This window comes from Sanguibacter antarcticus (assembly GCF_002564005.1).
Classification (GTDB): domain Bacteria; phylum Actinomycetota; class Actinomycetes; order Actinomycetales; family Cellulomonadaceae; genus Sanguibacter; species Sanguibacter antarcticus.
Genome location: NZ_PDJG01000001.1, coordinates 1,108,118 through 1,133,625, shown reverse-complemented (window position 1 = coordinate 1,133,625; position 25,508 = coordinate 1,108,118). Strand labels below are relative to the sequence as shown.

Here is a 25,508-nt window from a genome sequence, read left to right as displayed (position 1 = left end):
AGCAGCACGGACCACTCGAACACAGAAGCAGGGGCGCTCTATGAAGATCTCAGTTGTCGGTTGCGGATACCTCGGTGCGGTGCACGCCGCATGCATGGCCAAGCTCGGCCACGAGGTGGTCGGCGTCGACGTCGACCAAGAGAAGATCGACGCGCTCGCCGCGGGCAAGGCCCCCTTCTTCGAACCAGGGCTGCCCGAGCTCCTCACTGAGACGCACGCGAGCGGCCGACTGAGGTTCACCACGGACATGGATGCCATCCGTGACGCTGACGTGCACTTCGTGTGCGTCGGGACGCCGCAGCAGGCAGGCTCGTTCGCCGCGGACCTCACGTACGTCGACACGGCGTTCCGGGAGGTTGCTGCTCGCGTCAAGACCGGGGACGTCGTCGTCGGCAAGTCGACCGTGCCCGTGGGCACAGCAGGCCGGCTCGCGGCCGAGCTCACCGCCGTCGTCCCCGGTGCGACGCTCGCGTGGAACCCCGAGTTCCTCCGTGAAGGGTTCGCCGTCAAGGACACCCTCCACCCCGACCGGATCGTCTACGGCGTCACCGGAGGCGTCGGCGACGCGACCGGTGAGCAGACCGTCACGACGCTCGACGCCGTCTACGCCGGGGCACTGGCTGGCGGGACCCCGCGCATCGTCACCGACTTCGCGACAGCCGAGCTCGTCAAGGTCGCAGCCAACTCCTTCCTCGCGACGAAGATCTCGTTCATCAACGCGATGGCCGAGCTCTGCGAGGTCGCCGGGGGAGACGTCACCCAGCTCGCCGACGCGATCGGGCACGACAACCGCATCGGACGCCGGTTCCTCAACGCCGGGCTCGGTTTCGGCGGCGGATGCCTGCCCAAGGACATCCGGGCGTTCATGGCACGCGCTGAAGAGCTCGGTGCCGACCAGGCCGTGAGCTTCCTCCACGAGATCGACGCGATCAACCTGCGCCGCCGCCAGCGCATGGTCGACCTCACTGCTGAGGTGCTCGGAGACCAGCCGGTCGCCGGCGCACGCGTGGCCGTCCTCGGGCTCGCCTTCAAGCCCAACAGCGACGACACCCGCGACTCCCCGGCGCTCGACGTCGCAGCCTCGCTGCACGCCCTCGGAGCGCGCGTCGTGGCCACCGACCCCGAAGCGGTCGTCAACGCCCGGCGTCGTGTCCCCGGGCTCGAGTACGTGCGCACCGCGGAAGAAGCCGCCGCCGGCGCGGACGTCGTGCTCCTGCTCACCGAGTGGCAGCAGTACCGCGACCTCGATCCCACGGCCCTCGCGGAGCTCGTCGCCCACCGCAGGATCCTCGACGGTCGCAACGTCCTCGACCCGATCGCCTGGCGCGCTGCAGGATGGACCTACCGGGCGCTCGGCCGGCCATGACTGCTCCCGTACGGCGAGACCAGGCACCCGCCCGGCCTCGCCGTGCGAGGTCCAGGTCCTCCACCTAGGCTCGAGACTTCACCCCCTCGACACGGAGGAGACACTCCATGAAGTCCAAAGCTGCTTTCATCGTCGGTACAGGGATCGGCTATGTGCTGGGAACTCGTGCAGGTCGGCGTCAGTTCGAGGTCATCAAGGGCCACGCCAAGGACCTGTGGGCCAGCGACTCGGTCCAGTCGACCGTGACCACGTTCCAGGACAAGGCGACCGAGGTCGCCAAAGACCAAGGAGCAGTGCTCAAGGGCAAGGTCACCGAGGCCGTGAAGAACGTCACCTCGAAAGACCACAGCCAGAGCACACCACCTGCCCCGGCTGCACCTGCGGGCGACCCGTGGACCACGAACGACGGCGTCGGGCACGCCTGACACCACGCTCACCACGCACGACGAAGGGGATCTCCCGTCCGGGAGATCCCCTTCGTCGTGCGGCTAGAGCCACTGCTTGCGCTTGAAGACCCGATAGAGCACCACCGAACCGAGAACCATCAACCCCAGCGCAGCCGGGTACCCGTACAACCACGTGAGCTCAGGCATGTGCTCGAAGTTCATGCCGTAGATCGTCCCTACCAACGTGGGAGCGAACAAGATCGCCGCCCAGCCAGAGATCCGCTTGACCTCCTCGTTCTGCACGAGGCTCGCCTCCGTCATCGCACGCATCTCCTCGTTCTGCCGCTCACCCACGACAGTGGCGTTCACGGTGAGCGAGTTCTGCAGCACGGCCCGGAACGCGTCCGCCCGATCCACCACCCGCACGACGTGGTCCTTCACGTCCCGCAGGTTGCGCCGCAGCTCCTCCTCCATCCCGTACTTCACCGCGCCCGCGTCCAGCGCCTCGAGGATGTCCAGCAACGGATGCGTCGCCCGCTGAAACTCCATCACCTCACGGATGAGCTGATAGATGCGCCGAGACACGTCCGGGCTCCCACCGAAGAGCTCGTCCTCGATCTCGTCGATGTCGTTCTCCAGCCCCGCGACCACCGGCGCATACTCGTCCACGACCTCGTCGAGGATCGCGTACAGCACCGCGTGCGGACCGTGCCGCAAGAGATCCCGGTTCCCCTCCATCCGCGCCCGGACCCTCGCCAGGTCCGGAGACTCCGCATGACGCACCGTCACCACGAAGTCCCGACCCGTGAACACGTGCAGCTCCCCGAACTCCACACGCTCGTCCGAGTCGATGTACCGCGCCGTCCGCAGCACCGTGAACAGCACGTCACCGTACCGCTCGAGCTTCGGCCGCTGGTGGGCCTTGATCGTGTCCTCCACCGCCAACGGATGGACGTCGAACTCGTCCGCGACCGCCTGCACCTGCTCCTGGTCCGGCCGGTACAGACCGATCCACGCCATCGGGTCCGTCGACCGCCCACGCTCAGCACGCAAAGCCTCGAACGTCGACGCCAACGACGCCGGCTCCGCGACCCGCACCCCGTCCGCATACACCGCGTTGTCGACGATCCCCACGACGCTCACGCCAGCCCCGGGATCACACGCTGCGCAGCAACCTGGGTCGCCACGACGCTGAGCTTCATGTTCGTCTCCTGGGACACACGGCTCAAGACAGAGAACGCCTGCTCCGCACCGACCGAGTACCGCTCCATGATGATCCCCTGAGCCTGACCGATGATGTTGCGCGTGTGCAGAGCAGACTGCAGCTCCTCCGTCGTGCGCGCACTCTTCAACGACATCGCAGCAACCGTCGCAAACATCGTCGCCACCGGATGATCCACCAGCGGGAACGCATCACGGTCCCGCGAGTACAGGTTCAACGCCCCGTGCTTGTCCACAGCCGTGTACAGCTGGATGCACAGCATGCTCCGCACACCCAGGTTCTCCACCGCCCACGGGGCCCACCGCGGCCACCGCGCGTCGTTCGCCAGATCAGGCGCCCACACGATCTCCGCATCACGGACCGCCGTCAAGCACGGCCCCTCGTCCAGCTCGTACTGACGCTCGTCGCCACGCCGCGCCAGATCGTCCGTCAGCGCCACCGTCTCGATCCGCCCCCGCGCCACCACCAGCGAGATCCCCGCCGAATGACACCCCTCAAGAAGCTGGACTGCATGCTCGACCGTCCGGTCCAACATCGGCTGGAGCCCCGACTCCTCAGCGAGCGAACGCGCCACCACACCGACCCGCCGGACCACCTCGTCCCCACCGAGACCAGGCGTGCCCGGCTCGTCGATCTCTGACAGGTCGATGGTGCTCATGCGCGCTCCCGGCAACGTCCTGCCCGCCGACCGTGCACGATGCACAACCGCACCACAGCAGGGGTGAGTGATCGGCCTCACAGTAGTTCGCGTCCCCGTCCCCGTCGACCGCACACCAACCACCCAGCACCACCACCCACCCGCGACGATCACCCACCCCACCAGCCCCCCACCACCATCCGGCACCCACCCCACGAGGCCGTGCCAGCGCTCGCGGGCGGGGCAGCGCCGAGGTCCGAGGCACGGTCGGTGGACAGGGCAGCGGCGAGTTCACCCCGTCTTCGGCCGGGGTTATCGAAATGCTTGCCACAAGACTTGGTACATTCTGCCGATGACACACTCCAGCTGGCGCTTCATCACGAGGGGCGACCTCGTAGCGCAGCTGGCAGGTGCTCTCGAGCCCGGAGCCCGGTACCGCACGACGCTGCTCACCGGCCCGGTCGGATCCGGCAAGACCTGGCTGCTCCAGCGCGTCGGGGAAGCGATGGTCCTGCGCGGGTACAAGGTCTACCGCGTCTCAGGGCGCACCACGAGCCCGCAGGCGATCGAGAACATGGCCTACGTGCTCGACTCCCTGCGCGCGCGCGCCAGCGAACGCATGGTGCTCCTCGTCGACGACGTCGGCGGTCTCGACGTCCAGCTGCTCCAGCCCCTCGTCGCGCTGGTCCGCCACGGCGGGTGCCGGATGATGCTCAGCGTCACGGACAGCGAGCCGTTGCCGCCAGAGCTCATCGAGCTCCGCTCGGTCGACCTTCTCGGTGTGACCCCCGTGACCCCCCTCAGCCCGTCCGAGATCTCGTACCTCGCGATCACCTACCTCGGCGGACCCCTCTCGCCGCGGTCCAGGCGCACCGTCGTCGCCCACGCCCACGGCAACCCACGTGCCCTGCGGGAGTCGCTCGACGCCTCGACAGCGTCGGGCGTGCTCGTCTGGAACGGCACAGCGCACGAGCTCACCGGGTATCTCGACCCCGGCCCCCGGGTGAACGACGCCACGTCGCTCCACCTCGCTTCCGTACCAGCCGACCAGATCGACGTGATCGAGGTGCTCGCCGCCGGCCAGCCGCTGCCGGCCAGCGCCTTCGAGCCCCACCTCGTCGATGCGCTCGAGCTCGAAGGCATCGTCGTCGTCTCTCCCGCTCCCGCCAGCCAGATGCGGTTCGCCGACCCGGTCTACGCAGCGGTCGCACGTCGCAACGCCTCTGCAGAACGATGGCGCGCGGCCCAGGAAGACGCCGTGACGATCTTGCGCACGCACCCAGGTGTCGACGACCGCTCAGCCTTCTACCGCGCGGTGGTTATCGACGTCGACGCCGGAGCATCGATCGCACCCCAGCTCCTCGCACAGACAGCCGCCTGGGCGCTCGAAGAACGCGAGTACACGCTCGCTCGTCGCCTCGCCCGCGTCGCGCTCCACCGCGTCCCCTCGCACCTCGCTCACGAGGTCCTCGGAACGGTCTCGACGGTCCTCGGAGACATCGCCACCGCAGACAAAGAACTTCTCGCGGCGTCCCAGACCGCACTGACGGACGCAGAGCTCGGATCAGTCGCTCACTGGATGGGCGTGAACTGGGGGAGCAGGCACAGCGACCCACGCGCCGCGGTCGCGCACATCGACGCCCTCCAACGCCGCGCAACCTCCGCAGCGGGCCGAGCAACCATCGCGGAGACCCGCGACCTCTGGCAGACGATCCTCGACGCCAGCCTCGGCGAGGGCACCGGCACCTCGAGCATCGAACGCCTCGACAGCGTGATGACGCAGGCGATGCGCGGGATCACCACCGGACCGCTCATCCTCGCCCGGACAGCCATCGAGGCCGGGCGTTCCCTCACACCCGTTCTCGTCGACGAGCGACCAGACGCGGCGGCGTACTTCGAATTCGTAGAGATGTCCCTCGCAGCGCTGAGCGGCGACCTCATGACAGCCCGCACACGAGTCGACAGACGCCTCGGGCACCCCGACGAACCACCCATGCGCGCTGGGCTCTGGGCGTCGTCGTTGGGATTCTTCGAGCTGCTCGGTGGGAGCGCCCCCCGTGCACAGGAGCTCGCGCTCGACGCCTGCGGATACTTCCGCGAGGCCGCCGCCGAGCAGCCAGACGGTCTTCTCGAGCACGAGGACGAGCCCGTCGCCTACGCGCTCGCGGTCGCGGCCGCGGTCGCCGTCGGAGATGCCGCAGGGGCTCGGTCTGCGTTCGATCACCTCACCCCGCAGATGCGGCTCGCCCCCCGCGTCGATGCGCTCCTCCTGTGGTCCGAGGCCCGGCAGGCTCACGCCGACGGACGGCTCGCGGAGGCGCTGAACATCGCGTGCATCGGTGGTCGCAACGTCCTCGCCCGTGGCGAGACGACCCTGGCAGCCTTCCTCCTCGACGTCGTCGTCCGGCTGGGGCGCCCAGACCTCGTGATCGACGACCTGGCGCGCGTGGACCGTCTCAGCGGGGGGCATCTCGCGCGCATGCTCTACCGCAACGCGGTCGCAGCGATGGAGGGCGACTACGAGGGATCAGTCGAGATCGTCAGCGAGCTCGAGCAGTACGGGATGTTCTCTGCTGCTGCCGACGTCTCGGCGAGGATCGCGGAGCACGTCCGGGAGACACGAGGCGTGGACGCCGCGAGCACCTGGGAGGGCCGGACCGGAGACCTCATCATCCTCGGAGGAGGTGCTGGGCCGTGGATCGCGTCCCGGCGCTCGAACATCGCCTTGCGAACCATCCTCACCGCTCGCGAGATCGAGGTGGCGCGGCACGCCAGCCTGCTCCGCACGGTCGCCCAGACCGCGGACCTCGTGCGACTGGACCCCCGCAAGGTCCAGGTGCTGCTGGACAGCGTCTACACCAAGCTCGGCGTGCTCACCCCGGTCGCGCTCCACGACGCGCTGCACGCGGCAGGGCTCCTCGAGCCCGGCGTCGCGCGCGACCACAGGACCACCTCACTCGTCCAGAGGACGCCCACGACGGTCCGGGATGCCCAGGACGCCTAGCGCAGCGACGACGAACGCTGCCGCGAAGACGACGAAGACCACCTGCGTGCCGCCAGCGTCTCGGAGGAACGGCACGCACAACGGGGCGACGATCGATGCGATCCGTCCGAAGGCCGCTGCAGAGCCTGCACCACGGCCACGGATGCTCGTCGGGTAGATCTCCGGCGTGACGGCGTACAACGCACCCCATGCACCGAGGTTGAAGAAGGACAGGAGCATGCCTGCGGCAAGGATCGCCACGGTGCTGTCCGCAGTCCCGAAGAGGATCGCCGAGACGGCGGATCCCGAGAGGAAGGTAGCGAGGGTCTGACGCCGGCCCCACCGCTCGATGAGGACGGCCGCGACTGCGTAGCCGGGGAGCTGGGCGGCGGTGATGACGAGCGTGTACCCGAACGACCGGACGAGCGAGAAGCCCGATGCGTGCAGCAGGGTCGGCAGCCAGATGAAGGCGCCGTAGTAGGCGAAGCTCACCCCGAACCAGACGGTCCACAGGCTCGCCGTCCGTCGGCGCAGCGACGGCGACCAGAGCCGTGGCGGCGCCACCGGACCGGTCCCGTGGCCGGGGTCTGCGGCATCGGGGGGTGTATCGGGGGAGACTCGTGGATCCGTGGGCTGGGCCGTGACGCCGGCCGATGCCTCGAACCGCAGCACGGTCTTCTCGGCCTCGTCGTGGCGGCCGACGCTCTCGAGGAACCGCACCGACTCGGGCAGGGTACGGCGGACGACGACCGAGTACACGGCCGGCACCGCGCCCAGAGCGAGCGCCCACCGCCACCCGTCGTCGCTCAGCGGGATCACGAGGAAGCCGATGAGCGCCGCGAGCAACCATCCGACGGCCCAGAAGGCTTCGAGCACGACGACGACACGGCCGCGGATGCGCGCGGGTGCGAACTCGCTGACGAGCGTCGACGCGACAGGAAGCTCGGCGCCGAGCCCGAGCCCGACGACGAGACGTGCCACGACGAGCATCCCGACCGATGCGGAGAGCGCTGACGCACCGGTCGCCGTGCCGTAGACGAGGAGCGTCAGGGCGAAGACCTGACGCCGGCCGAACCTGTCGGCGAGGAGCCCGCCGAGGCTCGCTCCGAGCGCCATCCCGACGAACCCGGTCGACGCGATCCACGAGAGCTCCGTGTCGGTGAGCCCCCACTGGACGGCGAGGCTGGCCATGACGAAGGAGATGAGCCCGACGTCCATCGCGTCGAGAGCCCACCCCGTCCCGGAGCCGACGACGAGCCGGCGGTGCTCGGCGGTGAACGGCAGGCTGTCGAGCCGTTGCGATCTCGTCTGCGGACTGCGTCCACCGGCGCTGCGGGTCTGTGTCATGGGCTTCTCGATCCTCGGGTGTCCGACGCGCGTCCCTGCAGGTGCACGTGACGACGCAGCGCGGCGTGCGGTGAGCGCCCGGATAGGATCTCACCATCGAGCGGCACGGGTCCCCACCCTGCTGAACACCGAGCGAAGGAGAACTGATGGCGTTCTGGGACAACCTCAAGTCGAAGACGACCGAGATGAACGGACAGCTCAAGACGAAGGCCAAGCAGTTCGCCAACAAGGACTTTGCGAACGCGAGCATGGCGATGTGCGCACTCATCGCGGCGGCCGACGGCAAGATCGATCCCTCGGAGCGCAGCAAGACCGCCGGTCTCATCATGAGCAACGACGTCTTGTCCGTCTTCGCGCCAGACGACCTGCGCCAGAAGTTCGACTTCTACTGCGACAAGCTCGACCGCGACTACGACTTCGGCAAGGTCGAGGCGGTCTCCGCGATCTCGAGGCTGAAGCCGAAGCAGGACCAGGCGCGCGCCGTCGTGCAGATCGGCATCATCATCGGTGGAGCCGACGGTGACTTCGACGACGACGAGCGCCAGGCGGTCAAGGACGCGTGCTTCGCGGTGGGCATCGCCCCGGCAGAGTTCGACCTCTGAGACCTGCTCGACCCGGCTCGTCGGTCTCCTCCCTCGTCAGGGCAGGAGGTCGGCGAGCTTTCGCGCGCTGGCCTCGAGGTCGTCGACGGACGGCTCTTTGACGAGCCCAGGGTTGACGTTCCGCAGCAGTGCTGGTGCGGCTGTCTCGCGGGGGAGCGGGACGAGGGTCTCTACGGTGACGAACGATGCACCGAGCTCGGGCACCTCGAGAGTCGTCTGCCCGGTGAGCGCGAGCTGGATCGCGGCCCACGGGAGGTTCACGCCGGTGAGCGACGAGGCATAGAGGCCACCCGACGGGCGGGTGTTCACCTCGAGCAGCGTCAGCTCTCCGCGCCACCACCGCAGCTGCGTGTTGGTGAGGTAGGCGAGCTGGTAGGAGTCCACGACGCGGTGGGCGATCCGCGCTGCCTCGGGAGTGTCGGCGAGGAACGTCCTGCGACGGCCTGCCTTGGCACGGGGGAGCGCCACGAGCGTCTCGCCGAACGTCGTGGAGAGGCAGTCGACGCTGATCTCCGGGGACGCCATGTACGGCATGACCATGAGACGTGGGACCTCACGCTCCGCGGCCTCGGCGGCGCGGAACGCAGCGGTGACCTCGTCGAGGCGGGCACGGTGGGCCGGGGCCGCGAGCAGGTCTGAGACGCTCATCGGTCGGTCGTCGAGGAGACGGTATCCCTCGGCGCCGACCCCGCTGATCGGCTTGATGCAGATCTTCTCGTCGGGCTCGAGCTCGTCGCGCAGCGACGAATAGGCTTCTTCGAGCTCGTCGGCGCCCTGGGCGGTGCGCCACGGCGGGACGGGGATCCCGAGGCCGCGCGCCGACCGGTAGGCCGCGTCCTTGTCGTCGAGCAAGGCGATCGACGCCGATGGTGAGGCGAGGACCTTGACCCCGATGGCCTCGAACTCCTCGCTGCGCGCGACGATCCGCCGGATCCCTCTGCCGGGGAGCAGCACGTCGATCGCGTGGGTACGGCAGAACTCGAGAGCCCAGTCGACGTAGTCCTCGCCCCCGAGGGACGGCTCCATGAGTGCGACGTCGGCTGCGCGCAGGACGGGGGACGTCTCGTCGGTGTGGGTGGCGAACAGTCGCACGTCCGCATGATCCGGATTGTTCCTGAGCATCTGGAGGAACCAGTAGTTGGTGGCGTAGGTGCGGTTGAGCCAGATGTTGAGAGTCAAGGGGTCCCTGCTTGAAGATGACGTGCGGTGGGGGCGGTGCCGAGGGTGCGCGGTGCCGAGGACGTTGTGCGGTGGGGGGTGTGGCGGGGGTGCGAAGAATGACGTCTCAGACTCCGGACGCTCTCGCAGGCGCAACCTTACTCGCGATCTGCCGTGAGTAAAGGGGTCGGGTCACTTCCCAGCAAGCTGTTGCGCAAAAGGGATGAGATTCGCGAACGGGTCCGTCGTCACACGTGCCACACCGCTCCCACGAACCAGTCCTGAGAACTCTCCTGCGGCTCGCGTGATCCGTTGGTGCAGCCCCGTGGTGGTCCCGTCTCCGCTGCCCCAGTCCTCGGAGGCGGCGAAGACCGCGGTCGGGGTGATGAGCGCTCGAAGATAGGCGAAGAGCGGACGCATCTCGTGCTCGAGAGCGAGAGAGTGCCGGGCTGTGCCTGCCGTCGCACCGAGCAGCACCGGGGTGCCGGTGATCGCGGACGAGTCGACGATGTCGAAGAACGACTTGAAGAGGCCCGAGTAGGACGCGGTGAAGATCGGTGTGACGGCGATGATCCCGTCGGCTCGGGTGAGCGCGTCGATCGCGTCGGCGAGCTCTGGTGCGGGGAACCCCGTGAGCAGGTTGTCGGTGATCTGGTGGGCGAGATCGCGCAGCTCGATGGTGCGGACGGTCACCGGGTCGCCCGATGCGTCCATCGCTGCCACGGTGGCGGCGACGAGACGGTCGGCGAGCAGGCGGGTCGACGACGGCTGGCTCAGTCCGGCCGTGACAGCGACGATCGTGCGTGTGGTCATGATGCTCGTTCCTCCGCCTGGGCGGGTGTGTGAGGGGTACGGGTCGCGATGGTTGTCTGCGCTGAACGGAGCTTGGTGCACAGGTGCTCGAGGGTGCGCAGCTCCTCGAGCGTCAGCGCGGGCTCGACGTACGCGCGGATGCTCTCGACGTGCTTGCGACCGATGGACTTCTGCAGCTGGGCGCCCTGCGGGGTCAGCACGATGAGCAGCCCGCGACGGTCGCCCACGGACGGCCGTCTCGAGACGAGACCGTGCGCCTCCAGACGGTCGACCATGCGGCTGAGGGACGGTTGGCTGAGGAGCATGTCCTCGTTGAGCTCGTGCAGGCGCAGGCCGTGCTCGGGTGCCCGGGAAAGCGTGAAGAGCACGTCGTACTCCCGCACGGTCAAGGGGGCCCAGACGTCCTCGGCGGCGAACCGCCGCATGAGGGTGACCTGGGCTCGGAACAGTGCTTCCCACGAGCGTGCTGCGACGTGAGAGTCGGGTGCAGCTGCCACCGTGGCATGCCGGCCTGTGGAGGCCTGTGGGCGCTCTCCGGCGGGGGAGAGGACGTCGGCGCTCATCGGAGCCCCTCGTGCGCGAGGGCGTCGACGGGCGACGCGCCGGTGACGTCGTCGACCCCGTGCACGGCGTGCGCGACGGGACCGCCGGCCTGTGCGACGAGGGAGGCGTGCGTGGGCGCGTCGGGCACGTGCGCGGGCCTGCCGATGGCGAACTCCTTGCGCAGAGCGGGGACGACCTCGCCGCCGAGGATGTCGAGCTGTTCGAGGACCGTCTTGAGCGGGAGCCCGGCGTGGTCCATGAGGAAGAGCTGGCGCTGGTAGTCCCCGACGTGCTCACGCATGGTGGCGTAGCGGTCGATGACTTCCTGCGGGCTGCCGACTGTCAGGGGCGTCTGCTTGGTGAAGTCCTCCATCGAGGGGCCGTGACCGTAGACGGGGGCGTTGTCAAAGTACGGCCGGAACTCACGCTTGGCGTCCTGGGAGCTCTTGCGCATGAAGACCTGACCGCCGAGCCCGACGATCGCCTGGTCGGCTGTGCCGTGACCGTAGTGCTCGAACCGGGCGCGGTAGAGCTGAACCATCTGTGCGGTGTGCTCGACCGGCCAGAAGATGTTGTTGTGGAAGTAGCCGTCCCCGTAGTAGGCAGCCTGCTCGGCGACCTCGGGGCTCCGGATCGAGCCGTGCCACACGAACGGAGCGACGCCGTCGAGCGGGCGAGGGGTCGATGTGAAGCTCTGGAGCGGGGTCCGGAACGTGCCTTCCCAGCTCACGACCTCATCGCGCCACAGCTGGTGAAGGAGTGCGTAGTTCTCGACTGCGAGCGGGATGCCCTGACGGATGTCCTTGCCGAACCACGGGTAGACGGGCCCGGTGTTGCCGCGCCCCAGCATGAGGTCCATCCGGCCGTCTGCGAGGTGCTGGAGCGTCGCGTAGTCCTCGGCGATCTTCACGGGGTCGTTGGTGGTGATGAGGGTCGTCGAGGTCGAGAGGAGGATCCGTGACGTCTGTGCCGCGATGAACGCGAGGGTGGTGGTGGGGGAGGAGGGGACGAACGGAGGGTTGTGGTGCTCTCCGGTGGCGAAGACGTCGAGACCGACCTCTTCGGCCTTGAGCGCGATCTGGATGGTCGCCTTGATGCGTTCGTTCTCGGTAGGGGAGTACCCGGTGGTGGGGTCCGTCGTCACGTCTCCGACGGTGAAGATTCCGAACTGCATGGCGTTCTCCTCTGTTTGCGATCGATGCGTTTGCATCTAGTTTAGCCTTCAACTACAGAGGTGGCGCGCATATTCCCGTGACCTCGATCACTCTCATAGCTTCTCTTCTGATATAAATAGTGTGCCAAGCGCTGACGTGCGCTCCAGGGAGACTCAGACGATGAACGCACCACCAGAACAAGCAGGGACATCCCGATACCCGAGACCTCCCGTGACGCACGCCGAAGCCGAGTGGGTGTGGCGCGAGCTCTCTGTCGAAGCACTGAGAACAGACGCAAAACCCGAGACCGTGCGGCTCGCTGTCATCGTCGGGCTCTCGCGTGCGACCGGTGCACGGTACGGCGACCTCCTGCGCTGCACCATGGACTCGTTCTCGGCGGACCAGGGGAGCGTGGTGGTCACGCACGGCAAGCACCGCACAGCGCGGGTGCACCCGCTGGACCCTGACGTGGGTCTCGTCTTGCGGCGCTGGTTCGTCGTCCGTCAGGAGCTCTGTGCCGAGCTGGAGGGTTCGGTGCCCAGAGCCCTCTTGCTCACCGTCCACCACACCCACGACAACGGCGTGACCGTCATCGCCGGCCTGCCGATCACCAAGCAGGGGCTCGTGCTGTCGTGGCGACGGTTCGTCCACCGGACGAACGCACGCCATGCAGGCTTCAGGGACCCGTTGCCCACCCGGTTCGAGCAGCTCCGACGCGCCTGGTGGGCGCACCTCCACCCCAGCGAGTCCGGGGACGTGCCGGACGAGCCCGGTACCGACGACGAGAGCGACGCGTCCGAGCGCCTGGCCTAGTCTGCTCGGGTGCCTTCGTTCCGTGTGACCGCAACCATCGGCCGTCTTGCTCGAGGGGTCGCGCCGCCAGACCTCCTGCCCGCTGCCGCGGCCGCCGCTCGTGAGCTCGCGACGGTCGAAGCGTTCGACGTCGCCGTCGTGTCGGGCGAGGCACGGATCACCGTCCGGTTCACGGCAGACGACGACGCTCACGCACGACGCACCGCGGACCACGTCTGTGCGACGACAAGAGCACTCGCAGAGCTCCAGCCGACCGGGTTGACGCGGCGCTACGGCGCTCGGTGGTCTCCGGTACGAGGCTGAGTCGATCTGCTGCTCGGCGACGCTCGGGAGACTGGCCTACGCTGGAGCCACCTCAGCGCGGAGGAACACCCATGTTGTCGATCTCCATCCTCGTGTCCGTCGTCGTGTGCTTCTGGTGGGCTGTCGACCTCGTGACACGCGACTGGTCGTCCAGAAGATCGACGCGCCTCCGGGCTGGGATCTCCCGACCGTTCCTGCCGCGCAGCATGCACCAGCGTCTCTTCGCCCCCGGTGATCCCGACCCGTTCGTCGCGCTCCGGCTCCAGCTCCGGCTCGCGGCGATCACGCGAGAGATCCAGTCGCTCGAGCGGGGGGCGCACGAGATCGCGGTCGCGCACCACCTGAGAGCGTCTCAGTATGCGTATGACGCGCTCTTGTCCGAGGCGTGCCGGCTCGCTGGGCTCGACGCTGCGGAACCTGTCCCGCCGCCGAACGACGACGCTCGCCCGCAGCCCGGCGCGCTGCCTGCTCCATGGTCTGTGGACGAGGAGCACCGGATGCACCAGGAGCTGGAGCTCGGTGCTCGTGGATGGTCGTGGTGACCGGACGCGAGCGGTGGGGTCTGCGTCCTGGGGCTCACTGCGTGGGGACGTCCATGATCTCGGGGCCGACGGTCTCCGTCGTGAGCCTCCCGGCGCTGAACGACGCGAGGTCGGAGTCGAGCCGCGCCCGGACGTCGGGCGGGACGAGCATCTCGAGGACCGCCGTTCCCGTGTAGGTGACCCCGACGACGACGGCCTCGTGCGCCGTGGACCAGTCCCGCAGAAAGTGCTCGGTGCGCCCGGCGCTCTCGTGCGGTGAGCAGACGGTCACGCGGTCGACGAGACGACGCCGCACGACCTGCGCTGCGCTGACCGCACCCTCGACCGCTGCGCCGTAGGCGCGGGCGAGGCCACCGGTGCCCAGGAGCACACCGCCGAAGTACCGCGCGACGACGGCCACCACGTCGGTGAGCTCGTGGCGGCGGAGCACCTCGGCCATAGGCATGCCTGCTGTGCCCGCAGGCTCGCCGTCGTCGGTGGACCGTGCGATCTCGGCGTGCGGCCCCACCACGAGGGCGACGCAGTGGTGACGGGCGTCCCAGCGGTCCCGGCGGGCCTCCGCGATCGTGGCTTCGGCCTCGTCCATGCTGGCGACGTGGGTGAGCGAGGTGACGAAGCGGGACCGCTTGACCACGAGGTCGAAGGCCGCGTGGCCCGCGACGGTCGACTGGAGCTCCAGCTCTCGCCCGCTGAGGGCAGGCTCTGTCGCTGAGGTCACGCGGGCGAGCGTACCCCCGCGGGCACGGAAGAGGCCGTCGTCCGGCAGGTGATCCTGCTGGACGAAGGCCTCTCTCGTGGAGCGAGGTTCGCTACTCGGTAGCGCTCGTCGCCTGCTGTGCGGCGTCCTTCTCTGTCGTCGCTCCTGCCGTGCTCAGTGCACCGCCGGCGGACTCGAGGTGTGCTCGGACGAACCAGTGGAAGAGCTCGAGCTCGTGGAGGTGCCCGACGAGCAGGTCGTTGGTCACGTCGTCGAGCTCCTCGACGTCCGTCGCTGCCGTGCGGTGGCCGGTGATGACGCCCTGGTAGACCTCGTCGAGCGCGCCGAGGTGGGAGATCGCTGTGGCGCGACCGAGGGAGTAGTCGTTCCACGTGCGCGCGGCGACGATCGCACCTGGCGTGCCGCTGGGGGCTGCGCCGAGGGTGGCGATCCGCTCAGCGATCGCGTCGACCATCGCGCGGACGGCGTCGACCTGCGGGTCGAGCATCTCGTGGACGGCGATGAAGTGCGGGCCCACGACGTTCCAGTGGACGTGCTTGAGCGTCAGTGCAAGATCGTTGAGCGCGTGGAGCCGCAGCTGGAGCACCTCGGCGACCTGGGCGCCTTCGTCGGGCGTGAGGGTCGGGACGGTGTACTTGGGCAGCTGTTTGCGGGTCGCCATGAGTGCTTCCTCCATGAGTTCGAGGTGGTGGATTGCCACGCTCCCATCGTGCACGTCGACCCCGTTCGGCGCAGAAGTTACGCGACCCGCGAACGCGGGCCACGCACGAGCACAGCGAGCCCGAAGAGCGCGACGGCTCCCACGATGCCGAGCGCTCCGCTGTGTCCGAGCCGACCGTCGGCGTCGAGCTCGGTAAGGGCCAGTGCGAGCAGCCCGACGGCTTGGCCTGCGAGGTCGAGGACGAGGAAGGTGCGTCCTTCTCGGCGCAGGACGTCGACCTCGATGCGTCCGCCGGGCCTAGAGCTGGACGTGAACCAGGACAGCCTGACGAGTGCGTGGACGCAGACGATGATCAGGGGGATGCGCCACGTGTCGGCGGCCGGCAGGACGACGATGCAGGCGAGGCCTGTCGCGACGAGTGCGGCGACTGTCGGGACGAGGGTCGGTCGCCGGGCGGCGTGAGCGATGGCGAGGAGGAGGCCTGCGAGGAGGAGCAGGAGCGAGGACGTGTCGAGCGTCGTCCCTGCGGCTGCGGCGCACACGGCTCCGGCTGCCGCGACGGCGAGGCCCGCGTGGAGCGTCCAGGCAGGGACGGTGGGGCCGGTGTGGATGTGGGTGGACGGCCCGACGTCGGTGCGGGGGGTGCGGCTCATCGTCGGGGCCTGCGTTCACGGGCCGTGGCCTGGAGTGCGGCGCGGGTGGTGGGGTCGGTCCATCGCAAGACGGTGATGCCGTTGCTGATGAGTGCGGTGAGGCGGTCTTGTCGCGCGATCTCGGTGAGGCGCCAGGCGAGATGCTCTCGTTCGCTCAGTCCCCAGAAGTCTTCGGTGGGGAGGGTGTCGATCACGATGACGCGGTGTCCGTGGGCGTGCCACTGGTGGGCGATGGTGACGGAGCTGTCGTCGAGGAAGGTGGAGAAGAGGTAGACGAGTGCACCGTGGGGGACCTGTGGGGCGCGTTCGCGGATGCGCGGTGCACCGTGGGGCTGGGAGAGCGCGAGCGCGTGGTAGATGCGTTGGAGGTGGCGTTTGCCGCCGGCGAGCGGGACGGGGGTGTGGAGGCGTCCGAGGTCTTCGAGGCCGACGCGGTCTCCTGCGTCGATGACGGCCCGGGCGATGGTGGCGGCGGCCTCGCGGGCGATGTCGAGGGAGGTCTGCTGGTCGGGGCGGACTGCGCCGAAGGATCCCCAGGTGGCGATCTCGGGTCCGACGTCGTCACGTGAGTCGACGGCGAGGACGACGCAGGCTTCGGCGGAGGCGTAGGTGCGTCGGACGTAGAGGTGGTCGGCGTCGGGGGATCGACGTGCTGTGACGCGCCAGTCGATGCGCCGGAGGGGGTCGCCGGGGTTGTAGGGGGCGATGTCGCGGAGCTCGCTGCCGTCTCCGAGCCGGCGTGAGCGGTGCTCGCCGGTGAGGCCGCGCAGGTGCTCTGAGACGGGGAGCGCGGTGGTGCGGTGTGCTGCAGGGAGGACGAGGACGTGCTCGGGCTGGACGTGGTGGATGCCGTTGTGCCATCCGCCGTGGGTGCTGGTGGCGATGAGGTCGGTGGTGAAGAGCTCGCGGGTCCCTGTCCGGACGGAGGGTGTGGTGACGCGCAGGTCGCGGGTCCTGTCGATGTGGACCATGGTCTCGGTGCGGGCTGTGCCGGGACTGGCGACGAGGACGCGGGCGATGGTGGCGCCTGGGGGTGCGGTGATGGTCAGGGTGGTGTCGAGCTCGTCGCTGCGCAGCGTCGTGGTGGTCGAGCTGGTGGTGACATGGACTGGTCCGTCGGGGCGGTTCCATGCGCTCCAGGTGACGCCGAGGAGCAGCGGTGTGGCGATGGCGACGAGGTGGGGGCGCGCGAGGAGGAGCCCTGCTGTGGCGAACGCGATCCCGGTGACGGCCATGAGGAGGAGGGAGCTGTCGCGGCGCCACGGTGGTGAGGGTGAGGGTGGGGTCATCGGGCGGAGGTGGGCTGGCGGTCGGGGACGGTGGTGGGTCCAGGCACGCGGTCGAGGAGCTTGCGGACGAGGTCGTCGGTGCGTTGTCCGCTGGCCCAGGAGCCGGGGCTGAGGGTGAGCCGGTGGGCGAGGACGGGGACTGCGACGGCTTTGACGTCCTCGGGCAGGACGTAGTCGCGTCCGTCCATGACGGCGAGGGCGCGGGCGACGAGCAGGAGGGTCTGGGAGCCGCGGGGGGAGGCGCCGACCTCGAGCTCCGCGAGGTGTCGGGTGGTTGCGGCGAGGTCGACGCAGTAGCGCACGACGTCGGGGTCGACGGGCACCTGCTCGATGCCGGACTGCATCGCGAGGACGGTCTGGGAGTCGACGACCGCGGTGACGGTCGCTGTCTCGTGCTGGCGGTCGAGGCGGCGACGCAGGATGTCGGTCTCGCCGGCGGCGTCGGGGTAGCCGACGGCGAGGCGGACCATGAAGCGGTCGAGCTGGGCCTCGGGCAGCGGGTAGGTGCCCTCGTACTCGACGGGGTTGGACGTGGCCATGACGTGGAACGGGAGCGCGAGCTGGTGGGTGGTCCCGTCGATGGTGACCTGGCGCTCGGCCATGGCTTCCAGGAGTGCCGACTGCGTCTTGGGGGCGGTGCGGTTGATCTCGTCGGCGAGGAAGAGCCCGGTGAACACGGGGCCGCGCCGGAGCTCGAACGTCCGGGTGGCGGGGTCGTAGACGGAGGACCCGGTGATGTCTGACGGCAGGAGGTCTGGCGTGCACTGCAGGCGCGCGAAGTCGAGTCCCAGTGCGGTGGCGAGGCTGCGCGCGGCGAGGGTCTTGCCGAGGCCGGGGACGTCCTCGAAGAGGACGTGGCCGCCGGCGAGGATCGCTGCGAGCGCTGTTCGGAGTGCGTCGGTCATGCCGACGACGACGGTGGAGACCTCGGTGAGGATGCGGGTGGTGTGGTGTGCGATCTCGGGGACGGTGAGTGGTGTGGGTGTGGGGGGTTGGGTGGTCATGTGGTGGTGGTCCTTGTGTGCGGGTGTGTGTCGGTGGGTGGTGTGAGGTTTTCGAGGGTGGTGATGATGCGGGCGAGCTCGGTGACGCTGGGGCGTGGGGTGGTGGTGGGGGTTGTGGGGTCGAGGTGGTGGTGGGCGTGTGGGCCGAGGAGGGTGCGGCAGGTGGTGGTGTCGTCGGGGTCGTAGAGGTTGGCGCCGTGTGCGTGGAGTCGGGTGGCGGCGATGGTGCGTGTGGTGCGGAGTGCTTGGGCGGTGATGGTGCCGTCGCGGCCGAAGAAGGTCCAGGCGAGGGAGGCGACGTCGTCGCGGGATCCTGGGCGGCGGTCGCGGCTGGTGCGGGGCCAGCGGGGGTGTGTGGTGGGTGCGTGGGTGGGGGTGGCTGTGATGGTGAGGGCGAGGGTGCTGAGGGTGAGCATGGCGAGGTGGGTGGGGTCGAGGTTGAGCTCGTGCTGGAGGAGGGTGAGGGTGACGAGCTCGATGGCGGTGTAGGTGAGCAGGCGCCTCATGGGGTGGTGGTCTCTGGGTTGGTGGTGGTGGGTGTGAGGGCGTGGGCGAGGTCGGCGAGGTAGGTGTGGGCGTCGACGACGTCGTGGGGGGTGAGGGGTGTGGTGGTGAAGCGTGCGCGGTGGTAGAGGTGCAGGAGGTTGGTGATCGTCTCGGGTGAGGCTGGGGTTGTGGTGAGGACGGCGACGGTGAGCTCGGTGGGTGTTTGTGCGGCGGTGTGTGTGGTGCCGGCGGCTTCGGCGGCTTCTTCGAGGGCGAGCCATGCGGCGATGATCGCGTCGGTGGAGGTGGTTGCGCCGTGGAGGCGGGCGGTTGCGGTCTCGATGCCGGTGCGGAGCTCGGGGGTGGTGGTGACGGCTGCGTGCTCGGTGGTGTCGCCGGGTGATCGTGCGGTGTGTGGTCGGCCTTGTTGGGGGAGTGTCGTGTGGCGGATCTTCTTGACGGTGCGGTAGAGGAGGTAGGCGATGATCGCGGCGGTGAGGGCTGTGCCGAGGATGAGGAGGGTGGTGGTGGGGTCGAGGGGTGGGTCGTCGGTCTCGCTGGTGGGTGGTGGGGTGCGTGGTGGTGTGGCGTTCTCGGTCGGGGTGGGGCGTGGAACGGGGTCTGAGGCGGTGGTGCGGTCTGTCTGCCAGGGGGTGGAGAGGGCTGATCCGATGAGGATGAGGAGGATGAGGAGGGGTGTGAGCAGGAGGGGGGTGAGCGGTGTGTGCGGGGTGGTGCGCGCGGGTGTGGTTGTGGTGTTCATCGGTGTGGGGGTGCTCTAGCTCAGGAGGGTGGCTGCGTGGGTGCCGGCGAGCGCGGCTGCGAGGAATGCTGCGGGGTCTTGGGTGAGTCCGCGTCCCATGGTGGACAGGGGGACGGGGGTGTGTTCGAGTGCGGCTGCGAGCGCTGGGGTGGCGTCGAGGGGGATGAGGGTGTGGTGGGCGGGGCAGGTGGTGAGGGGTGTGGCTTGGTGGTGGATGAGGGTGTCGAGGTGGTGGGGGTCGTGGTCTGTGGTGGTGAAGGTGGTGGGGGTGGTGGCGAGGGTGGGGAGGGGGATGTCTGCGGGGCGTAGGGCGACGCGGGTGTAGGCGGTGAGTGAGTGGTGGGAGATTCCGTGGTGTCGGGGGCGGGGGTCGGCGCCGGAGATGCGCAGGGAGGCGATGGGGTGGCCGTTGAGGGTGCTGGTGGCGTTGATGGTTTCGCCTGTGGTGGTTCCGGAGAAGCCCCATCGGGTGCCGGTGCCGAGGTTGCCGGGGCCTTGGGTGACGATGGTGATGTCGGCGTGGGTGATGAGGTGTGCGGCGAGGAGGCCGGTGTGGGTGGTGACGGCTTCGAGGTCGCCGCCGAATGCTTGGCCGACGGTGATGCAGGCGTCGAGCCATCCGGCGTCGCGGAGGCCTGAGATGGTGCGGGAGAACCAGGCGGGTAGTGCGCCGCCGTCGGTCATGACGTAGGTGATGCGGGGGGTGGGTCTGCCGTGTTCGTGGGCGGTGTGGCGTGCGCCGGCGATGATGGCGGGGAGTGCGGAGTGGAGGTCGGCGACGATGACGGGCATGTTGTCGAGGGTGTCTGCGTCGCGGAGGAGGTGGTGGTGGGGTGATTCTTGTTCGTCGACGCCGAGGACCATGGTCTGGTGGGGTGTGTAGCGGGCTTTGACGAGGTGGCCGGCGCTGGGTCGGGTGTCGGGCTGGGTGGTGGGTGTGGTGTGGTGCTGGTCGGGTGGTGGGAGGACGGCGATGACGAGGGCGTAGCCGCCGGTTCCGAGGCCGCGGTCGAGTGCGGTGGTGTTGAGCAGGACTGTGTCGCCGGGGTGGGGGTCTCCGACGAGGGTGGGGTAGGCGAGGGCGCGCACGGTGTGGTGCGGTGGTGGGTCTGGTGGGGTGTGGTCGAGCTCGACGGTGAGTTCTTGTGCACCGTCCCAGCGTCGCCCGAGCGATACCACCCGTGCTGTGCGTCGCGTCATCACCGCGCCAACGCTACTCGACGCTAGCGTTAGGGCGATGCCTCCTCAGACGCCCCCTGCAGCTCGGCTGCTCAACTTGGTGATCGCTTTGATGAATGCTCCTGCGCGGATGACGAAGGCGCAGGTTCGTTCGTCGGTTGCTGGGTATGACGATGCCCCGACCCCTGAAGCGTTCGAACGCATGTTCGAGCGGGATAAGGATGTGTTGCGTGAGATGGGTGTGCCGATCGTCACGGTCGACGGTGGTGGGCACGCTCAGGATGCGGGGTATCGCATCGACAAGGATGCGTATGCCCTCGCGGAGATCGATCTGACGCCTGCTGAGCTGGGTGTGCTCTCTCTTGCGGCGCAGTTCTGGCAGGACAGCGCGTTGCAGGTGGACACCTCTCGTGCTGTGACAAAGCTGCGTGCTGTGCCGGGCGGGGGAGAGGGGACGGACTCGGTGGCTGGGTTGGCGCCGCGGGTGCGGGCCGGTGCGGGTGCGTACGAGCCGTTGCTCGACGCGATCGTCGCTCGCCGGGTGGTCACGTTCACCTACCGGGCTGCGAGCACGGGCGAGGTGCGGGTGCGTCGCGTCGAACCGTGGAAGGTCGCAGTCCGTGCAGGTGGGTGGTACCTGCTCGGGCACGACCAGGACCGGGACGCCCCCCGGGCGTTCCGTCTCAACCGCATCGAGGGGCTCGTGCGCGCACGCGGCGACGAGGGCGCGTACGAGGTCCCGACGACGATCGACGTCGACGCGCTCGTCGGGCGCAGAGCCCCCGAGCTCGATGAGGTCGCACTCCTTGCGCTCCTGCCTGAGCGGGCGAGCGCACTGCGAGCGCACGGTGTGCCTGCGGTGTCGGGTGTTGCGGTGGCGGGGCGGGAGATGGTTGCGGTGGCGTATTCGTCGTTCGAGGTGATGGCGGACGACATCGCTGGTTACGGTGATGCGGTCGTGGTGGTGGAGCCGGGCGCGCTGCGGGTGGCGGTGCTGGACCGGTTGCGCAGGGCTGCGAGCCTGCGCGGGTCGGGTGGGCACGGGGCGGACGGTACTGGGGTGACCGGTGCTGGGGCGGTCGAGGGTTCTGAGCGCGTCGAGGGGGATCACCGTGGCTGAGCGGGCGTCGGAACGGTTCGTGCGGTTGGTCGGGCTGGTGAGCTTTTTGGAGACGAGCGGTCCGGTGCCGGTGGAGGACCTGGCGCGCCGGTTCGGGGTGAGCGCGAAGCAGATCCTTGCGGACGTGGACACGTTGTGGATCTCGGGGACGCCGGGGTACTGGCCTGAGGACCTCATCGACTTCGATGCCGACTCCATCGAACGGGGCATCGTGCACCTGACGAGCTCGCGCGGCATGACGCGTCCGTTGCGGCTGGGGACCCGGGAGGCGATCACGCTCATCGCCGCCCTGCGGGCGATGAGCGAGGTCGTCGCCCAGGCGGGGGATCCTGAGCAGGCTGCGGTCGTCGGCTCGGCGCTGGCAAAGCTCACTGCGGCGTCGGGGGAGGGGGCGGCGGCGCTCGACGTGCGGGTGGCGGTCGATGCGTCCCCGCAGGTCTTGGCAGCCGTGACGCGTGCGCTCGCCACGCACCGGCTCCTGCGCATCGAGTACGTGAACAACGCCGACGTCACCTCCACCCGGGTGGTCGAACCCATCCGCCTCCTGCCCTCCGACGACTTCACCTACCTGCACGCGTGGTGCACGTCAGCGCACGCAGAACGCACGTTCCGCACCGACCGCATCCTGTCCGCCGACGTGCTCCCCGAGCACGGGACCCGCACAGCCACGCGCGTTCCCGCGCCTGGTACGTACCGGCCCACGACCGGGACCGTCGCGCAGATCACGTTCACGAGCCGTGCACGCTGGATCGCCGAACAGGTGCCCGTGGAGTCCGTGCGGACCCTCGACGGATCAGACTTCGTCGTGACGCTGCGGGTCGGCAACGCCATGTGGTTGCGCCACCTCCTGCTGCGCAACGCCCGTGAGGTCGTGGCCGTCGACCCGCCCGACGTCCTGCGCGACGTCGCCGACGCAGCCGACCGTGCCCTCGCCGAGTACGCCGCGCTCGACATGCTCGAGCCCGCGAGCGCCGACCAGGGTCCGGCCGGTGGTGCGGGTGGTGGTGCGGGTGGTGCCGGTCGCGGCGTGGGCACGGACCGTTAGGCTCGCGTCCATGTGGTTCTGGATCTGGTGCGCCCTGGTCGTCGGCTCGCTCACGGGGGCGTTCTTCCTCGGGCGGTCCCTGTGGCGCAAGGTCAAGGCGCTCACGCGTGCCCTGGACGGGTTGGGGGTTGCGGCCGCAGGTGCACCGGGTCGGGTGCAGGAGCGGATCGCTGCGAGCGCTGCAGGTGTGGGCCGTGGCGTGGATGTCGGGCGGGAGCGTGGCGAGCTGGTCGCTCTCGTGCAGGAGCGTCGTGGCGTGCGGCGGGGTCGGGCGCTCTCGCGGCGGTCGCAGCATGCGTCGCGGTATGCCGCATGGCGGATGATCGACCGTTGACCCGCGACGGTCGCAGGGATCGCGCGGGTGCGGTGGCGGTCGGGGTCGGGGCGGTCGAGCGTGTCATCTGCTGTTCACCAGGCGTGGGTACGGTGCGCTCACGCTCGGTGCACGCACGAGCGTCTACGATCGTTGTTCACGTACTTCACCTGAGCACCTGACACACCGGAGGTTCACCCATGGGTGCACTCAAGCCGATCCACTGGCTCGTCTTCATCGTCATCCTCCTGCTGCTCTTCGGTGCAAAGCGCCTGCCCGACCTCGCGAAGAGCGTGGGTCAGTCCTTGAAGATCTTCAAGAAGGAGATCAAGGAGCTCAACGAGGACGACGCCCCTGCGCCCGTCCAGCCGCAGACGTACCAGCAGCCGCAGGCGAACCCCGTGCCCGGGGCACCCGCAGCGGGTGGTCCGGCGATACCGCTAGACACGACGAACCCTGCGACGAGGACCGGTCCCGCTTCCTCGCCGGAGAGCACGACCCCGCCGAAGGTCTGAGGTGGCGCGAGGAACACCGCGCACGGCGCCCGGACGCACCCGGCGCAGCGACGGCGAGGGGCGCATGCCCCTGCGAGCGCACCTGCTCGAGCTGCGCAAGCGGCTCTTCCTCGGTGCGGTCGGTGTGGCGGTGGGTGCGGTCGCCGGGTGGTTCCTGTACGACCCGGTGTTCCAGCTGCTGCAGCAGCCCATCCTCGATGCGGCGGCGCGCCGCAACCAGGTCGTCTCGATCAACTTCGGTGGCATGGCGACCGCGCTCGACATGAAGATCAAGATCGCTGTGTTCATCGGCGTCCTAGGAACGAGCCCCTGGTGGCTGTACCAGCTGTGGGCGTTCATCACGCCGGGGCTGACGGGGCGCGAGAAGCGGTACACCGTCGGGTTCGTCGGTGCGGCGGTGCCCTTGTTCTTGTCCGGGGCGGGCCTGGCATGGCTCGTCCTGCCGCACGCCGTGCGGATCCTGACCGACTTCCTGCCCAAGGACTCCACGAACCTTCAGGACGCCCAGATGTACCTGGGGTTCGTCATGCGTCTGCTGCTCGCGTTCGGTATCGCGTTCGTCATGCCCGTCGTCATGGTGGCTGTCAACTTTCTCGGCATGGTTCGCGCCGAGACGTGGGCGCGCGGGTGGCGGTGGGCGATCGTCATCGCGTTCGGGTTCGCTGCCGTCATGACGCCGACCCCTGACGCCCTGACGATGATCCTCGTCGCCCTGCCCATCTGCCTGCTGTACTTCATGGCGCTGGGCGTGTGCGTCCTGCACGACAGGCGGGCGGACAAGCGCACCGCAGCGTTCGACGCCGAGATCGCCGGGTACGAGGTCTGATCGCGTGCCCCCGCCCGAGAGCCACCCACCCCAGAGCTCCGCGCCCACCGCGAGACCATCTGCTGCCCGGCGGATCGGTCTGGTCGTCAACCCGACCGCAGGGCACGGACGCGGGCGCCGGGCAGGGGAGCGCACCGCACAGCTCCTCACAGCTGCCGGCCACGACGTCATCGATCTCTCCGCACCCACCGGTGCCCTCGCCCTCACCCAGGCGCGCGACGCGTGCTCGGACGGGATCGACGCGCTCGTCGTCGTCGGCGGCGACGGCATGGTCCACCTCGGCGTCAACGCCGTCGTCGCGACCCGCACACCGCTCGGCATCGTCGCCGTCGGCTCCGGGAACGACTTCGCCGCCGCACTCGGGCTCCCCCTGCACGACACCGAACGCGCCCTGAGCACCGTGTGCACAGCCCTGACCACGGGCACCCGATGCGTCGACGCCGTCCACGTCACCGCACCACCACCCCCCACACCCATCACCGCACCCCAGCAACCACCCCAGAAAGCACCCGGGCCTCCCACCCCGCGAGCGCCCGACCCGCTCACCGGCACGTGGTACGCCGGGACCCTCTCCGTCGGCATCGACGCCGCCATCAACGCCACGGCGAACACCTACCGGTGGCCCAGCGGTCACGGCCGGTACCTACGCGCCGTCCTGGCGTGCCTGCGCACCTTCGCCCCCTACGGGTACCGCATCACGATCGACGGGACCACCCGCGAGACGCTCGCTACCCTCGTCGCTGTCTCCAGCGCGCCCCGCTTCGGTGGTGGGCTGCGCATCGCACCCGACGCCCAGGTCGACGACGGGCTCCTGCACGTCGTCCACGCCGGCCCCCTGTCCCGGACGAGCATCTTGCGCATCTTCCCCGGCATCTACACCGGACGTCACGCACGCCACCGCGCCGTCACCATCACGCACGCCACCAGCGTCACGATCGAGGCCACCACCACCGGAGCCACCCCACCCGTCGCGTTCGCCGACGGAGAACCCGTCGGACGCGTCCCCCTGCGCGCCGACATCCACCCCGGGATCCTGCACCTGCTCGCGTGAGGTCTCGCGTGAGGTG

Annotated in this window: 28 protein-coding genes; 13 read left to right on the top strand and 15 right to left on the bottom strand. The window is 69.2% G+C overall.

Features of this window, described 5'->3' with window-relative positions; all coding sequences use genetic code 11:
* Nucleotides 1-40 precede the first annotated feature (40 nt).
* The gene (locus tag ATL42_RS05125) at nt 41-1,366 is read left to right on the top strand and encodes a UDP-glucose dehydrogenase family protein (protein WP_098454424.1); all 1,326 of its coding nucleotides are present in this window, start codon (nt 41-43) and stop codon (nt 1,364-1,366) included.
* A 107-nt stretch (nt 1,367-1,473) separates the two neighbouring features.
* Nucleotides 1,474-1,791, top strand: coding sequence for a hypothetical protein (locus tag ATL42_RS05120; RefSeq protein ID WP_098454423.1), 318 nt, complete (start codon nt 1,474-1,476; stop codon nt 1,789-1,791).
* Between the two features lie 63 nt (nt 1,792-1,854).
* Here ATL42_RS05120 and ATL42_RS05115 read toward each other — a convergent pair whose 3' ends face one another.
* Both ATL42_RS05115 and ATL42_RS05110 read right to left on the bottom strand, forming a co-directional pair.
* Complete coding sequence (locus ATL42_RS05115) at nt 1,855-2,886, bottom strand: magnesium and cobalt transport protein CorA (protein WP_098456352.1); 1,032 nt, start codon at nt 2,884-2,886, stop codon at nt 1,855-1,857.
* Between the two features lie 5 nt (nt 2,887-2,891).
* Nucleotides 2,892-3,632 (bottom strand): GAF and ANTAR domain-containing protein, encoded by a 741-nt coding sequence (locus tag ATL42_RS05110; protein ID WP_098454422.1) that lies wholly within the window; start codon nt 3,630-3,632, stop codon nt 2,892-2,894.
* Between the two features lie 331 nt (nt 3,633-3,963).
* On the opposite strand from ATL42_RS05110, the gene ATL42_RS05105 reads away from it, so the two are divergent.
* Nucleotides 3,964-6,615, top strand: coding sequence for an ATP-binding protein (locus ATL42_RS05105; RefSeq protein WP_098454421.1), 2,652 nt, complete (start codon nt 3,964-3,966; stop codon nt 6,613-6,615).
* Here the strand turns inward: ATL42_RS05105 and ATL42_RS05100 are convergent.
* Nucleotides 6,565-7,941: an MFS transporter gene (locus ATL42_RS05100; RefSeq protein WP_098454420.1), complete on the bottom strand. Its 1,377-nt coding sequence runs from the start codon at nt 7,939-7,941 to the stop codon at nt 6,565-6,567. The genes ATL42_RS05105 and ATL42_RS05100 overlap by 51 nt on opposite strands.
* 146 nt (nt 7,942-8,087) lie before the next feature.
* Here ATL42_RS05100 and ATL42_RS05095 point away from each other — a divergent pair, with 146 nt between their 5' ends.
* Nucleotides 8,088-8,543: a tellurite resistance TerB family protein gene (locus ATL42_RS05095; protein WP_098454419.1), complete on the top strand. Its 456-nt coding sequence runs from the start codon at nt 8,088-8,090 to the stop codon at nt 8,541-8,543.
* 36 nt (nt 8,544-8,579) lie between these two features.
* On the opposite strand, the gene ATL42_RS05090 is transcribed toward ATL42_RS05095, so the two are convergent.
* The 4 genes from ATL42_RS05090 to ATL42_RS05075 all read right to left on the bottom strand — a co-directional run bounded on the left by ATL42_RS05090 (nt 8,580) and on the right by ATL42_RS05075 (nt 12,231).
* Nucleotides 8,580-9,722, bottom strand: coding sequence for an ATP-grasp domain-containing protein (locus tag ATL42_RS05090; protein WP_169925340.1), 1,143 nt, complete (start codon nt 9,720-9,722; stop codon nt 8,580-8,582).
* A 171-nt stretch (nt 9,723-9,893) separates the two neighbouring features.
* A complete protein-coding gene (locus ATL42_RS05085) occupies nt 9,894-10,514 on the bottom strand; it encodes an FMN reductase (protein ID WP_098454417.1) in 621 nt (206 codons plus the stop codon).
* A complete protein-coding gene (locus ATL42_RS05080) occupies nt 10,511-11,077 on the bottom strand; it encodes a MarR family winged helix-turn-helix transcriptional regulator (RefSeq protein WP_098454416.1) in 567 nt (188 codons plus the stop codon). Before ATL42_RS05080 ends, ATL42_RS05085 begins: the two co-directional genes overlap by 4 nt.
* Complete coding sequence (locus tag ATL42_RS05075; protein ID WP_098454415.1) at nt 11,074-12,231, bottom strand: LLM class flavin-dependent oxidoreductase; 1,158 nt, start codon at nt 12,229-12,231, stop codon at nt 11,074-11,076. The genes ATL42_RS05080 and ATL42_RS05075 overlap by 4 nt, the downstream gene beginning before the upstream one ends.
* A gap of 211 nt (nt 12,232-12,442) precedes the next feature.
* On the opposite strand from ATL42_RS05075, the gene ATL42_RS05070 reads away from it, so the two are divergent.
* The 3 genes from ATL42_RS05070 (at nt 12,443) to ATL42_RS05060 (ending at nt 13,869) form a co-directional block, all read left to right on the top strand.
* A complete protein-coding gene (locus ATL42_RS05070; RefSeq protein WP_245862146.1) occupies nt 12,443-13,024 on the top strand; it encodes a tyrosine-type recombinase/integrase in 582 nt (193 codons plus the stop codon).
* A gap of 9 nt (nt 13,025-13,033) precedes the next feature.
* The gene (locus ATL42_RS05065) at nt 13,034-13,327 is read left to right on the top strand and encodes a hypothetical protein (protein ID WP_098454413.1); all 294 of its coding nucleotides are present in this window, start codon (nt 13,034-13,036) and stop codon (nt 13,325-13,327) included.
* Between the two features lie 71 nt (nt 13,328-13,398).
* Complete coding sequence (locus ATL42_RS05060) at nt 13,399-13,869, top strand: hypothetical protein (protein WP_245862143.1); 471 nt, start codon at nt 13,399-13,401, stop codon at nt 13,867-13,869.
* A 34-nt stretch (nt 13,870-13,903) separates the two neighbouring features.
* Here ATL42_RS05060 and ATL42_RS05055 read toward each other — a convergent pair whose 3' ends face one another.
* From ATL42_RS05055 to ATL42_RS05020, 8 genes are all read right to left on the bottom strand, one after another.
* Entirely contained in the window at nt 13,904-14,587 is a 684-nt protein-coding gene (locus ATL42_RS05055; protein WP_245862141.1) for an IMPACT family protein, read from the bottom strand.
* A gap of 91 nt (nt 14,588-14,678) precedes the next feature.
* Nucleotides 14,679-15,248, bottom strand: a complete 570-nt coding sequence (locus ATL42_RS05050; protein WP_098456349.1) for a Dps family protein — start codon at nt 15,246-15,248, stop codon at nt 14,679-14,681.
* A 77-nt stretch (nt 15,249-15,325) separates the two neighbouring features.
* Nucleotides 15,326-15,901: a hypothetical protein gene (locus tag ATL42_RS05045; protein ID WP_098454412.1), complete on the bottom strand. Its 576-nt coding sequence runs from the start codon at nt 15,899-15,901 to the stop codon at nt 15,326-15,328.
* A complete protein-coding gene (locus ATL42_RS05040) occupies nt 15,898-17,190 on the bottom strand; it encodes a DUF58 domain-containing protein (RefSeq protein ID WP_098454411.1) in 1,293 nt (430 codons plus the stop codon). Before ATL42_RS05040 ends, ATL42_RS05045 begins: the two co-directional genes overlap by 4 nt.
* On the bottom strand, nt 17,187-18,194 hold the full coding sequence (locus ATL42_RS05035; protein ID WP_098454410.1) for an AAA family ATPase: 1,008 nt from the start codon (nt 18,192-18,194) through the stop codon (nt 17,187-17,189). The genes ATL42_RS05040 and ATL42_RS05035 overlap by 4 nt, the downstream gene beginning before the upstream one ends.
* A complete protein-coding gene (locus ATL42_RS16370; RefSeq protein WP_098454409.1) occupies nt 18,191-18,700 on the bottom strand; it encodes a hypothetical protein in 510 nt (169 codons plus the stop codon). The genes ATL42_RS05035 and ATL42_RS16370 overlap by 4 nt, the downstream gene beginning before the upstream one ends.
* Nucleotides 18,697-19,443 carry a DUF4129 domain-containing protein gene (locus tag ATL42_RS05025; RefSeq protein WP_098454408.1) on the bottom strand — a complete coding sequence of 249 codons (747 nt, stop codon included), beginning with the start codon at nt 19,441-19,443 and terminating at the stop codon, nt 18,697-18,699. Before ATL42_RS05025 ends, ATL42_RS16370 begins: the two co-directional genes overlap by 4 nt.
* Nucleotides 19,444-19,458: 15 nt before the next feature.
* Nucleotides 19,459-20,646 carry a DUF3866 family protein gene (locus tag ATL42_RS05020; RefSeq protein WP_425443184.1) on the bottom strand — a complete coding sequence of 396 codons (1,188 nt, stop codon included), beginning with the start codon at nt 20,644-20,646 and terminating at the stop codon, nt 19,459-19,461.
* 211 nt (nt 20,647-20,857) lie between these two features.
* On the opposite strand from ATL42_RS05020, the gene ATL42_RS05015 reads away from it, so the two are divergent.
* From ATL42_RS05015 to ATL42_RS04990, 6 genes are all read left to right on the top strand, one after another.
* A complete protein-coding gene (locus ATL42_RS05015) occupies nt 20,858-21,742 on the top strand; it encodes a helix-turn-helix transcriptional regulator (RefSeq protein WP_342748108.1) in 885 nt (294 codons plus the stop codon).
* The gene (locus ATL42_RS05010) at nt 21,735-22,787 is read left to right on the top strand and encodes a helix-turn-helix transcriptional regulator (RefSeq protein ID WP_098454405.1); all 1,053 of its coding nucleotides are present in this window, start codon (nt 21,735-21,737) and stop codon (nt 22,785-22,787) included. Before ATL42_RS05015 ends, ATL42_RS05010 begins: the two co-directional genes overlap by 8 nt.
* Before the next feature lie 10 nt (nt 22,788-22,797).
* Nucleotides 22,798-23,121 (top strand): hypothetical protein, encoded by a 324-nt coding sequence (locus tag ATL42_RS05005; RefSeq protein ID WP_143556696.1) that lies wholly within the window; start codon nt 22,798-22,800, stop codon nt 23,119-23,121.
* Nucleotides 23,122-23,300: 179 nt separating this feature from the next.
* A complete protein-coding gene (tatA, locus tag ATL42_RS05000) occupies nt 23,301-23,615 on the top strand; it encodes a Sec-independent protein translocase subunit TatA (RefSeq protein WP_098454403.1) in 315 nt (104 codons plus the stop codon).
* 1 nt (nt 23,616) lies between these two features.
* Entirely contained in the window at nt 23,617-24,441 is an 825-nt protein-coding gene (gene tatC, locus ATL42_RS04995; RefSeq protein WP_425443183.1) for a twin-arginine translocase subunit TatC, read from the top strand.
* Nucleotides 24,442-24,445: 4 nt separating this feature from the next.
* Nucleotides 24,446-25,492, top strand: a complete 1,047-nt coding sequence (locus ATL42_RS04990; RefSeq protein ID WP_098454402.1) for a diacylglycerol/lipid kinase family protein — start codon at nt 24,446-24,448, stop codon at nt 25,490-25,492.
* Nucleotides 25,493-25,508: the final 16 nt, after the last annotated feature.